This window comes from Candidatus Nomurabacteria bacterium (genome assembly GCA_016699085.1).
In the GTDB taxonomy this organism is placed as follows: Bacteria; Patescibacteriota; Minisyncoccia; order Phycocordibacterales; family UBA9973; genus CAZLWF01.
Genome location: CP064958.1, coordinates 602,391 through 615,618, shown reverse-complemented (window position 1 = coordinate 615,618; position 13,228 = coordinate 602,391). Strand labels below are relative to the sequence as shown.

Here is a 13,228-nt window from a genome sequence, read left to right as displayed (position 1 = left end):
AGTAGTAAGTATAGCAATTTTCTTTCTATATTTTAAACGTTGTATCGATATGACCTTTACGAACAATAAACGGCATGGAAGTGTGAACGAGACTATAACTCATATCTGCATTCTTTTTCTCTATTTTTACATAATATTTACCGTTAGGAACCAATGAGTAGAAACGCCCACTTTTATCTGCAACTTTGCGCATAATCTCACTGGTAGACCCGGCATGGAATATATGTACGACAGCAAATGCCAGTGGCTCATTTGTACTCTTTTCAACCACACTACCGAGTGGATGACGAAATAGATTAGTTTGTCGAAGGAACAGAAAGACCAAGTAACACAGTAGTATGATCGTATTGTATGGTTTTGGAGCAACAAGGAATGCAATCAATGCCAGCACAAGACCGATAACAAAAAGAGTGTCACTTATTTGCTTCCAAATAACATAGCGCTTTGAATAAAATTTCATGAGTTTGTTTTGGCGCTTAGCAAATTCGTTCCAGTCAAAATTAAGCGGATCCATAGGGATGTTTTTAGTAATAACTTCCCCTTCTTCTTTGATTATTAGACTGCTACCAAAATACAAATCTTGATAGATTTCATCATGAGTAAGTCCTTGTAATTTTTTAGACGGAAATTCATAATTGGTTTTTTGAACTGTAATCGTATAGGTGCCAACGTGGGGCAAAAAGCCGTATCGCCCATCCAGATCTGTAATCGATGTTGCAGCTTCCTTGCCATCCTTATCGTAAAGAACAACATAAGCAGGATCAAGCGGTTGCTTGGTTATTGAATCATACACAGTTCCCCACGGCGGACGGCGCTTCCACAATCCTAGTGCAGCGAGAAGTAACGACCATAGACGAAGCGGCAAGAATATAATTTCTGAAAATGACAGTGGATTTATAAACAGCAATGAAGCAAGCGAGAACACGCCCGCCCCAACCAAACCTCCTGTTGTAATTATTTTTGTTTCTACACTACCTGCAGGCATCACCAGAACTGGTGTCACATTCTGGATCGTATTGCCGATAATAGTAAGCGCATTTGAAAGGCTCTCAGTAACCTGATCAGTAATTATGCCCACGTTGGTAATAGCCGTCGCAAAATCGCTCGGTCCTGTTGGATTTGTATTTCCAGTCCCTCCACCTCCTGGAGTAGTACTCTCATCATTCGTGCAGCCTGTGCCAACACACGGCGACGGAACATCACAATCAGGCCCCGTACAGTCTTCTTGATAACTACAAGGCAGTGGATTACCATAATTTTCTGCAAATAAATCCTGACACAAGAGAGATTCAGGATATGTACATGGTAAAAATTCTCCAAAATTTGTCGCGGCTGCGTCTTGGCATCTCGGTGGTGGTGGAGCATAGAAGCACGGCAATACACCTTGATAATTTACTGCATCAGGATCTTGACATAAATTCTCTACTGCAAAAACACATGGCAAATCACCTCCATAGTTTGTTGCAAGTGGATTTACGCACGTCGTCGGCAATGGAGAGTATTGACAAGGCAGCACATCTCCAAAATTTGTTGCAGCTGCGTCTTGGCAGTACGAAACTGAACCTCCACCACCGCCTGTATCTTCCCCACCATCACCTGACCCAACGACTGCATTAACACTTACCGGATCTTCCTCTACTATGATTTCATCAGCAAAGACTGTAATTGGCAATAAGTCTGCGGACTGAAAAAGCCAAAAGCACCCAAAGGTGAGTGCTATAAGCATTAATGCAAAACTCTTATATCCGCGGGCCCATATCATTAGGTGTTTTTTGAGAAATTGTAGCGTCCTTTGCGGCTTGAGCTTCCATCCGCTTTTCAACTTGCTTAATAATCCAATGATTGTAGGTGCGTATTAGTTTTCTTAGTATAAACAATACCAAGAGAAGTACTATGGTAAAAATAAGCAGGAAGTGCCATGGAAAAACCCAAAGGACAGTTGACTTGGTTACTGGCTCGGTTACGGTGCCATAGATGAGCGATAATGTAGCTTTATATCGGCCAATAGCAAAATTTTGCCATTCGTATCTTGCTTTATTAAAAAATCCACTGATTGCTTGGGCTTCACTAACTGAATGACTACCTTTACCTTGCCACAATACTTCAAATTTTCTAGTTTGATTTGGAAGCACATTCCCCTCAACCTTATTGGCAGGAATAAGAGTGGTCAAACCAAGCATATTCTTAATAATAATATTTCCGTCTGGCTTTATTCTATCGCCACCTTCATTGTGAAAATGATATATAAAATCAATAGGCAATGATTCAAAGTAATGTTGACCCCCTAGAGTATCAAAGTCATTAATACCACCCGCAACTTTTACGTCTCCATTGACTGATAGTAGGACTAATATACCTGTTTTTGCACCAATAATAACAGAGTCACTACCATCAACTGGAGGACTAGTTGACCAAAAAATTGCTGCAAAATTACCCCCAGCAGGAGCATTGCTTGGCACAGTAATCTCAAAAGGAACTATCTGTGATTGACCACCTTGGATCGTAATACTATCTTGCGTAGTAATCCAAGTACCGAGACCTTCTGTTGGCTCCAAAAAGCTAGGACTTCCACTCTCGCCTTGTGCCTCGAAATTTGAGAATGATGCATAAAATGTTTCAGTGGTATCAGTCTCATTGAGTAATACCATTTCATCTTTTATCACGGTTCCAGGGTCAGCAGAAAGCTCAAATCGCACAGGAGAAAGAGACAGGGCCTCAGCTTTTGTTGTAAAACTTACAATAGAAAAAAACAATACAACAAGCAATGTGATTACTCTCTTTTTTTTAATGTGATTCATCAAATAATTAAAAGATATTAGAATGTGGCCGTGGCAATAAAGGTAAGGGTATCAGTATAGTCAGAATGAGCAACTGTAGTGCCTGATATTGCAGCATTAACTGAAATTTCTGCATGGGCCGCTGCTACTGGGGCAGTTGTACTTAGAATACTCTCACCTGTTGTTGTTAGAGCTTCAACGTCATTTGTTTCTGAGTTGGTAGCACAGGTATTAGTCGCATAGGGGGGTCGCAATTGTAAAGCCACTTAGACCAGCAGTGATAACACATAGTCCGTAATTTTCTGTTCCGTCAATCATTGCAGCGTCAGCACTATTTATATTATCTGCTGGGACAGAAGTTGAAACTAGACCATTTGATCCATTAGCATTTCTGACTGTCACAACCAAGCCTCCACTAGCATTGGTGTCTGCTTCAGCAACAATCATGTTCACAGTATCCGTTGATCCAGAAACTCTTGTGTCTGTCGTTGTAATAGTTCCAAGTGCCACAGAATACGGCGTATTTGTCTCGCCATCAGCTACTGTTGCATCAAGGTCAAACGTAATGGATTGATTAACTGATGCAGTAACACTGACTTGATCATCATCAATAATATCCACAGTTATTGTTCCACTATCACCAAAAACGCCTCCAATCGTAATGGTATCATCATCATCCACTGCACCGTTTGTAATCGTACTCGATGAACCTGTCGCACCAGTTGTTGCAGCTGTACCCCAAACAAGTCGCATACAAAAAACCAGCCGTAAGGACCTGGTCCGTTTCAGGACTAAGTGTGATTACCTGACCTGTAATATCAAGCCCCCAATCAGTCGCAGATGGTGAAAGCGCCACAACTTCATCTGTATAGGTAGCACTCGAACAAGTTGCACTATCACCAAGCTCGATATCGTAGTTATTGGCAACTTCAGCGGCTAGAGTAAAATCAGCACTAAATGTAAATGAAATAGTATCAGCACCGCCGGTCTGAATACCTGATGGAGTTGCAAATTCGATGGTACCAAATTCATTGGCAGTACTTGCTTTTAATCTACCAAATGTTGCTTTTGCACTAGTAATTGACGCTGCTTCAACAAGATGAGGATACGGATAATAAGTCGTACTTAAAATAACAGCTAGTATAACTAATAAAACCAAAGACCTGCGCATACTTTTCATAATATAGAGAAATGAAATAGTTAATAAATTTTCGTAGGTGCTATTATTTTAACACAAAAAAACATCTAAATCCACAATATGGGTTATCCACAGTCCATACTACCATCATAATTTGCCAACAAAAATTATTATTTTTTTAAAATGTTCCAGTTGCAATAAAGGTCAAGGTATCCGTGTAATTATCATGTGCCGGAGTTGTGGCACTTATTGAAGCATTAACTGAGATTTGTGCCCTACCTGTAGTAATAGGGGCTCCATTTGTATCAAATAAAATTTCACCGGTGGATGTTAACTGTTGCACATTATTGGTTTCGCTGTCACCTGCACACGTATCTCCATCATACCCTCCTTCAAAGAGACAGGGCCTCAGCTTTTGTTGTAAAACTTACAATAGAAAAAAACAATACAACAAGCAATGTGATTACTCTCTTTTTTTTAATGTGATTCATCAAATAATTAAAAGATATTAGAATGTGGCCGTGGCAATAAAGGTAAGGGTATCAGTATAGTCAGAATGAGCAACTGTAGTGCCTGATATTGCAGCATTAACTGAAATTTCTGCATGGGCCGCTGCTACTGGGGCAGTTGTACTTAGAATACTCTCACCTGTTGTTGTTAGAGCTTCAACGTCATTTGTTTCTGAGTTGGTAGCACAGGTATTAGTCGCATAGGGGGTCGCAATTGTAAAGCCACTTAGACCAGCAGTGATAACACATAGTCCGTAATTTTCTGTTCCGTCAATCATTGCAGCGTCAGCACTATTTATATTATCTGCTGGGACAGAAGTTGAAACTAGACCATTTGATCCATTAGCATTTCTGACTGTCACAACCAAGCCTCCACTAGCATTGGTGTCTGCTTCAGCAACAATCATGTTCACAGTATCCGTTGATCCAGAAACTCTTGTGTCTGTCGTTGTAATAGTTCCAAGTGCCACAGAATACGGCGTATTTGTCTCGCCATCAGCTACTGTTGCATCAAGGTCAAACGTAATGGATTGATTAACTGATGCAGTAACACTGACTTGATCATCATCAATAATATCCACAGTTATTGTTCCACTATCACCAAAAACGCCTCCAATCGTAATGGTATCATCATCATCCACTGCACCGTTTGTAATCGTACTCGATGAACCTGTCGCACCAGTTGTTGCAGCTGTACCCCAAACAAGTCGCATACAAAAACCAGCCGTAAGGACCTGGTCCGTTTCAGGACTAAGTGTGATTACCTGACCTGTAATATCAAGCCCCCAATCAGTCGCAGATGGTGAAAGCGCCACAACTTCATCTGTATAGGTAGCACTCGAACAAGTTGCACTATCACCAAGCTCGATATCGTAGTTATTGGCAACTTCAGCGGCTAGAGTAAAATCAGCACTAAATGTAAATGAAATAGTATCAGCACCGCCGGTCTGAATACCTGATGGAGTTGCAAATTCGATGGTACCAAATTCATTGGCAGTACTTGCTTTTAATCTACCAAATGTTGCTTTTGCACTAGTAATTGACGCTGCTTCAACAAGATGAGGATACGGATAATAAGTCGTACTTAAAATAACAGCTAGTATAACTAATAAAACCAAAGACCTGCGCATACTTTTCATAATATAGAGAAATGAAATAGTTAATAAATTTTCGTAGGTGCTATTATTTTAACACAAAAAAACATCTAAATCCACAATATGGGTTATCCACAGTCCATACTACCATCATAATTTGCCAACAAAAATTATTATTTTTTTAAAATGTTCCAGTTGCAATAAAGGTCAAGGTATCCGTGTAATTATCATGTGCCGGAGTTGTGGCACTTATTGAAGCATTAACTGAGATTTGTGCCCTACCTGTAGTAATAGGGGCTCCATTTGTATCAAATAAAATTTCACCGGTGGATGTTAACTGTTGCACATTATTGGTTTCGCTGTCACCTGCACACGTATCTCCATCATACCCTCCTTCATCATCCAGTGTGCCTGACACTGCTGAAACCGCAACAATACACAATCCGTAATTTTCGGTACCATCTGCGACAGAACCGTCAGCACTATTTATGTTATCTGCTGGTACTGAAGTAGAAACTAAACCATTGGAGCCATTTGTATTAACAACTGTTATAACTACACCACCAGATGCAGAACTAGATACATCAAACCAAATATAATTTATAGAATCAGTACTTCCTGATACTCTCGTATCAGATGTTGTAATAGCGCCCAGTGCCACACTATATGGGGCATTTGAGTCACTATCGGTGAGCGCTGTATCAATATCAAATGATATTGCAGTACCAAAAAACCAACAAGGATCATTATTGCCACTATTCGTTGAGTTTGTCGGTGAAATAGTTATAGCGCCCGACTGACACCCGCCGTCTTTGACATCAGCATAATCAACTGAAGCAGTTCCTGTAGGATGAAATTCCCACTGAGTACCAGCAGAGTCTGAGTACAGTTTGATTAAATTACCTGAACTACCCGTAACAACAAATGCATTCGTTACGTGAAAAATTGGGGTGCCCGATGTTGCAAAATCAACCTCTTTGGCTGCCGTATGGGTAATAGTGAGATTGTAAAATGTCGTTGTTCCGGTTACGACTGCAGTTGTCCCACTATTTAATGTTACTGTTGATGTTCCAGCAGTAAATGTTCCATTATTTGTCCAGCTTTCAGCTAAGGTAATATTCCCACTATTACCGAGTATAGTCCCAGTTGATGCAATTGATATCGAACCTGCACTCAGAGCAAATGATTGTATATCAATCCTGCCTAACCCAGTGCCAGTTCCTTGGATTGTTACCGTTTTATTTGTTGCGACAGTAAGATTTGCTGCTAAATTTACTATCAAAGTTGTCGAGACAGCCAATGCTGAAGGATTAATAATAAAATTACCATTTATCTCTACTGCTGTAGAGCTTGGAGTATAGGTTTTATTACCGCCAATCGACACTGTCGGAGAGAAGGTGACATTATTAAATGCATTACTACCGGTGAATGCACCAGAAAGAAGCGTCATACTCGCATTGCCGTCAAAGATAAACGATGATGAATTTGCATTGAATGCACCCCCCGAGGTAAGCGTAAAAACTGGTCCGGTGGTGCCGTTAATCGTGACAGTAGATGTCGAACTAGCAGTAAATGTACTTGTCCCATCAACCGAAATGCTCAGAGCGGTCAGTGTATTACCTGCTGTCGTAAGTGTTGATGTAGTAATGGTAATTGATCCATTAGCCACCGTTGTGCCATTTAAAGTCTTGGTGCCTCCTGTTGAGGTTTTTATATTTTCATAACCGAATGAACTACTAATCGTCTGCGAACCACTTCCCGTGTAGTCAACTGTCGAACCAGTACCAAGTGTTACTGTTTCCATACTTGAATAATTATCAGAAAAAGCAGTCGTTGTATTTTGATCTACCAATAGAGTACTATTTGTCGCTGTTAGTACATTACTAATTCCTGAACCTGATATGGCTACTCCGTTTGGATTAAAGGTTCCTGCAGTAATAAATATATTATTCGCAACAGAAATTCCTGAAACACCAAGGCTTTTTGTACCAGTACCAGAACTTCTAAAATTATTAAAGGTAATACTGCCAGAATTGATCGTCGCACTACCATTACCGGAAAAGTTTACTTCTGTACTTCCATTAACAAATGTCCCAGCATTGGTATACAGCGTACCTGATGTTCCCGTAATAGTAATAGTCGATGAGCTGATAGTTGCATCAAGTTCGGAACCACTACTGACATTCAAAAAACCAGTGGTCAAATTATAATCTGTACTCACGGGACGTAGCTGCAATAAAGATGTTGGAACCCCGCTATTTGAAATTGTCGTTGTTTTAGTTGCAGCCACAGTCAGATCGCCCCCTAATTTTACTTTTAATTCTAATGCAGCACCTGAAGGTAGGATCGTAAAATCCCCATTTATAGTTGTTGCGCCAGAAAATGTATAACTTTTATTTGATCCAGCCATTACTGGATTAAATTTAAGATTCCCATACGTCGGTGTAGATGAAATAGACAGACCACCATTTCCCAAATATGAAACAGTAGACGTAACTGCAAGGGTAATATTGCCATTCGTATAGTTAGTTGGGAATCCGCCTGATCCACCACCTATAGTTGCACCACTATTACAAGTTGCATTTGTTCCTGCAGCAGTGCCATTTATGCAAAGCATTGCACTAGCATCTATTTGCATAGTTCCATTTGCTGTGCCAACGATTTGATTACCTCCATCATTTAATACACCTTGTTGAATATAAAGTTTATTAGCAGCATCTGCACTCGATAGTGTTATTACAGCACCAGCGTTGATCACGGTTGCCGTACTATTAATAGTCAACTTATGGAATGTTGTTGCAGCCGAGAGCAAGGTCGGCGTACCTGACGCACTCGTTATAATTACCTCAGAAGTACCTTGCGTGAAGGTACCCGCTTTTGTAAATAGCGTTCCAGAAGTACCAGTAAGTGTAATAGCAGATGAAGCACTTCCTGCATCTAGAGTACCACTAGTGGCTACCACCAAGAACCCAGCCGAAAGATCGTAATCAGTTGATGAAGGTCTTAGATCAAGAGAACTACTTGAACTATTTGATCTTGTTAGAGTTATTGTTTTTGTTGTCGCTACTGTAATGGTACCTCCGGCATTAACTGTAAGTGCAGGTGTGCCCGCACCCGATTCTTCGGGATTTATATCAAAATTACCATTAACGGTCATAGCGCCATTTAAGGTATATGTACGTGCAGTAGTTACGAATTTTGGCTGTAATTTCAAATTACCATATGTTGGTGTAGATGAAATAGTTGTGTCCGCATCTGATAAATAAATAACAGTCGAAGAAGCATTTAATGTATACGTACTAAATGCTGGCATAGACCTTGTCGTTGTTGATACAGTACCAGTGTTGCAAGTTGCAGATGTATTTGAGCTTGATCCACCTAAACACAGCGTACCTCCAGAATCAATTTGCAATGTATTGGTGGTAGAAGCCGAAGTTGATATTCCTAAACCATCATCATTGAGTACTCCAGTTTGGATATAGAGCAAAGATCCACTTGTGTCTTCGATAGTTATGACGGCACCTGCATTTATGACTGTTGCAGCTGCATTAATAGTAAGAATATGAAACGTGACCGCAGCAGACAGCAATGTTGGTGTTCCAGATGCTGATGTAATATTAACCGTTGAATTACTTTGAGTGAATGTTCCAGTTCTAGTAAGGAGTGTCCCTGTTGTCCCTGTAAATGTATACGTAGCAGTACCAGATGAAGTGACTGTCCCACTTATAATCATTTTTTCTGTTGTAAGTGATTCACTCGTACTAACTGTTAGTGTATTACTTGAAGCGATTGTAACAGTTTCCCCTGTATACGTATTGCCAGCTGCTTGCACTAAGAAAGCGCCACTATTTGCGGTGTGCATAATATCTTCGTCATTATCAGAATCATATTGACCAAGATTAGTGACCGTCAAACTTGTATTTTGATTACTTCCAATTGTTAAAAAATTTGTGTTTAGCAACATACTAGAAACACTACCCGAGCTCCATATGGTTACAGCAGTTGATTCATTTGCATCAGTTACGTTATCTACCCAAACAGTAATAATATCTCCAGACGTTGGTAAAGTAACTCCACTAATAGACCAGGCACTAGCAGAAATAGTTCCTGTTTGAGCTTGTAAAGTTCCATTAATAGCAACTCTTACAGTGGCAGTATCATTACCGTTTGCAGTACCCGAAATAGTAAACGGAGTATAGGTAACAGCAATAATACCGTTTGCTCCTGTAGTACCAGCACTTCCAGCTGAAGAACCTGAACCTCCACCGGCTCCACCGCCACCGCCAGCTCCATAATTACCAGCCGTACCTGATGCGCCACCGGCACCAGCACCGGCAAGTCCTCCTCCACCGCCACCACCAGCTCCACCTTGTACGCCATTATTAGCACCACCTGAGTTATCGGTCCAAACAGTACCAGCTCCTCCAGCTCCTCCATTACTCGTTCCTGCTGTTCCACCAGAAGCATTACCCCCAGCACCTCCTGCGCCCCCAGTACTACCAGCAGTACCGTTTGTTCCTCCAGCTCCGACAGCACTTGTTCCGCCAGCTCCTCCACCTCCACCTCCACCTCCACCTAATGTAACACTTCGATTCCCACCTTTGCCACCCTTACCACCATCATTATTCCCTGCAGCTCCTGTGCCACCAGTGCCCCCTGCGCCCCCAGTACCTCCTGTACCTGCTCCTGTATTTGCACCTAAAAGACCCGCCTTAGCTACGAGTGATGTACTATTCCATGTCGTATCAGTACCACTACTACCACTTGCATTTGCTGCACCAAAACTACCACCTTGACCAATTACATATGATATTGATCCAGCACCGCCTGGATTGAAATTCGAAATTTTTCTATATTCACCTCCTCCACCAGCTCCTCCACCTCCACGACCCTGTGCTCCTGTCCCATTTGTTCCGCCACCACCGCCGCCACCGCCACCAATGCCTTCAATAGTATTATTTGCTGGATCAAAGTCTACAGGCACACTCCAGCTCGTACCAGTCGTTAAAAGTACGACAGTCGCAACGTCACTTGCAATTTGCCATTGTCGTGCCTCCTTAAATACTGTTGTCGCTTTTGTGTCTTCTGTTGAAGCAAGCTCAAATGTAAGTGGTCCAAGGAGATAAAATTGCGGACTTTCGTCTGGAGCATCAAAGTAATAGCCAATAGTTGTTTTCTTGCCTTTAACAAGTGATACATTCCACGTAAGTATCTTTTCATTATTTAGAGTTTCAACAGTATCGTATGAAATACTTCTTATTGGTGGTGAAATAGTAAAATCAGAAGGCACTCTTTCAGTGATCACCCCTTCCCAATTTTTTTTAGGAATAATATCAATCGTTACTGGATACCCTGCGGTTGGATTTATTCTTGTTGGTCCTGTCCGCACCACATCAAACAAAGGAGATGACTTCGTCTCAAATGAATCACTAACTGTTTTGGTGCCACTTAATGTTTGTGCTGTTAATGTCATGGTATACACACCAATCTCTTCCGGAACTACATAGTGACTAAAGTAATCTGGAACTTCAGTTATATTATCGGGGCCACATTCATCTGCTGATACAATACTGTCATCGCTCGTATCAAAATGCGTCACAATTCCACTTGGACTTTTTATATCAAGAGTAAGTACGGCATTACATATTGTATGACCCAGATCATTCAATACGCCCATTTGGATATATGCGTCTTTGCCTGGTAATTCAATTGAACGATCTATGTTAATAGCCAGCACTCCCCATGTAAAATCCTGATCTGACTGAATGACAGCATTTTGTGTATGAATCCCAATACGTAATGTGTATTTACCTGGACGAAATCTTCGTTCAGGTTTTTCGATACTAATGTGGCGCTTAAAGATACCGTCTACTTCTACATTTGTTACTGTTACAGCAATTTCAGTAGGCTTGCCATCAGTATCTAAAACAACAACATCAAGCGGTTGGTTATATATTGATGCTGCAATTGCAACGTTTGGACTAAACGAAAAAAAATCTTTTCTAGTGTTACTAGTACGAAGTAAACTAAGTGGGGTGGCATGTACCATGCTTTGCTCAGAAGATTCAGGCGGAGCACCTTCTATAATTTGTAAGTCATTTATAGCATTTTCATCAGACTGGTTATTGGCCTCAGTAGTTATTCCATCAATAGCAGGCTGAATAACTTCCTTTAATGAATCTAAGCTTTCTGACGGAAGTAACTCATCTGAAAATGTCTCATCTCCAAATATATTTTCTTTTTCATGGAGCACTTCAACTTTGCCTTCTTGAATAAGACGTGTAATCTCCTCATTAGTGAAATTAGGTTCTACGACATCAAAAATAACAGCATCATTAGTCGTGAAATTTGTTTCTCCAGAAATCGGGTTGAGGGATCGATCAATAATTTTAATGACTGGATGATTATCTGATTCATTGATTTCATCATACCCGACTTCAATGTAGACACTATCCACATAGATAATTGGTGGCTCATCAATACTCGGAACACTCTCGATGCTTATTTGGATTTTTGCAATATCGCCCCATGTGCTTGCTTCTGACAATGGAATTGAGAAGCTAGCATCTTTCCAAGTATTCCAAGTAATAAAACCAAGCGGTTTCCAATCTACACCATTTAAGGTGTACGCAACTTTCAGTACTGACTCCTGCACGTTAGATGTTGCAGCAGATGATCCAGAAGATGATATGTCTCCCGCTTTGCTTACTTCTTCTGCGGTTATAGTCGCATCTATTATCTGTTCAGTATTGGACACCTCAAGAACTTGTTCCTCACTATTTGACACTTCAGGCACTGGCTCGACATCTGATGGCGTTTCAATAGGTATTACCTCTACTAAAGATTCATTGTTGGTTTCTGGAATAACATCTGAAACAGGTGGCTCAGATGGTACTACAGACTCAGGCACAGTATCTTCTGCAAGAGCCCTAGCAAAAAGATTTCTAAAAAGAAATGCACCGAGTTCTGGAGATGGTGGCACGACAGGGACTTCTTCACTTGGTGCAGCAGGCTCTTCAATCGCCTGAGGTTCTGGCACAATCTCAACATCACTTGGGACATTTGTATCTTCTGTATTTGTTGTACTAATATCTTCAAGTATTTGTATAGTGTCGCCAGTTCCATTTAGTGAGGCGTCAATCGGCGAAACATTTTGTGGAACTTCATTTATTGTATGAAGGACATCGCCTGTATCTACTGATAAGGAAAACTTAACATTAATTTGATTTGGAATTGATGCTTCAGGAAATTCACCGATAAATCCTCCACAGTACATTTGTCCACTCGCACTATCGAGGAATGCAGAGTTTGCTTTTGAGAAAAGTGAAAGATTATTTCTATCGGCAACATCGGGTGCATTTTCTGCATTTTTAGTATTCTGCCAGCCTCCAAGACATGAAGTAGCATATAACTGCGCAACAGAGGCTTGACTCCTCATGGAACTACCGAGAATAACAAAGACAACAATCGTGATTGTAATATAAAAAAGTGGCCATTCATGCTGCCGTAAAAATGACTTGATTCGATTGTAGCTTAGGGTAATCGTCCAAACTTTCTCTTTTAAAGACAAAACTGTATTCTTTTCATCAAAAAAAATATCATCAAGATGGGCCTGTTCAGACTCTTTGCGTCTTTTAAAAAAGTGTTGAAGAAAATGCATAGATATAGTTCCTTAAGTATACCATGTAAAACGTAAGATTTTCTGGGGAA

General features: G+C 40.7%; 7 protein-coding genes. All 7 read right to left on the bottom strand.

The features are described 5' to 3' along the window. Window positions 1–25: 25 nt before the first annotated feature. The 7 genes from IPF86_03360 to IPF86_03330 all read right to left on the bottom strand — a co-directional run bounded on the left by IPF86_03360 (window position 26) and on the right by IPF86_03330 (window position 13,178). Window positions 26–1,762, bottom strand: a complete 1,737-nt coding sequence (locus IPF86_03360; protein ID QQR50091.1) for a carboxypeptidase regulatory-like domain-containing protein — start codon at window positions 1,760–1,762, stop codon at window positions 26–28. Then, a complete protein-coding gene (locus IPF86_03355) occupies window positions 1,740–2,798 on the bottom strand; it encodes a hypothetical protein (GenBank protein ID QQR50090.1) in 1,059 nt (352 codons plus the stop codon). The genes IPF86_03360 and IPF86_03355 overlap by 23 nt, the downstream gene beginning before the upstream one ends. A gap of 17 nt (window positions 2,799–2,815) precedes the next feature. Next, complete coding sequence (locus IPF86_03350; protein ID QQR50089.1) at window positions 2,816–3,031, bottom strand: hypothetical protein; 216 nt, start codon at window positions 3,029–3,031, stop codon at window positions 2,816–2,818. Continuing rightward, entirely contained in the window at window positions 3,009–3,530 is a 522-nt protein-coding gene (locus IPF86_03345; protein QQR50088.1) for a hypothetical protein, read from the bottom strand. Before IPF86_03345 ends, IPF86_03350 begins: the two co-directional genes overlap by 23 nt. Continuing rightward, entirely contained in the window at window positions 3,451–3,957 is a 507-nt protein-coding gene (locus tag IPF86_03340; protein QQR50087.1) for a hypothetical protein, read from the bottom strand. The genes IPF86_03345 and IPF86_03340 overlap by 80 nt, the downstream gene beginning before the upstream one ends. Window positions 3,958–4,423: 466 nt before the next feature. After that, complete coding sequence (locus IPF86_03335) at window positions 4,424–5,563, bottom strand: hypothetical protein (protein ID QQR50086.1); 1,140 nt, start codon at window positions 5,561–5,563, stop codon at window positions 4,424–4,426. Between the two features lie 136 nt (window positions 5,564–5,699). Continuing rightward, window positions 5,700–13,178 carry a hypothetical protein gene (locus IPF86_03330; GenBank protein ID QQR50085.1) on the bottom strand — a complete coding sequence of 2,493 codons (7,479 nt, stop codon included), beginning with the start codon at window positions 13,176–13,178 and terminating at the stop codon, window positions 5,700–5,702. Window positions 13,179–13,228: the final 50 nt, after the last annotated feature.

What these genes read in the sequence shown, in the direction of transcription:
- IPF86_03360 (QQR50091.1), bottom strand. Translation starts at nt 1,762, where the DNA reads ATGATATGGGCCCGCGGATATAAGAGTTTTGCATTAATGCTTATAGCA.
- IPF86_03355 (QQR50090.1), bottom strand. Translation starts at nt 2,798, where the DNA reads ATGAATCACATTAAAAAAAAGAGAGTAATCACATTGCTTGTTGTATTG.
- IPF86_03345 (QQR50088.1), bottom strand. Translation starts at nt 3,530, where the DNA reads ATGCGACTTGTTTGGGGTACAGCTGCAACAACTGGTGCGACAGGTTCA.
- IPF86_03340 (QQR50087.1), bottom strand. Translation starts at nt 3,957, where the DNA reads ATGAAAAGTATGCGCAGGTCTTTGGTTTTATTAGTTATACTAGCTGTT.
- IPF86_03335 (QQR50086.1), bottom strand. Translation starts at nt 5,563, where the DNA reads ATGAAAAGTATGCGCAGGTCTTTGGTTTTATTAGTTATACTAGCTGTT.
- IPF86_03330 (QQR50085.1), bottom strand. Translation starts at nt 13,178, where the DNA reads ATGCATTTTCTTCAACACTTTTTTAAAAGACGCAAAGAGTCTGAACAG.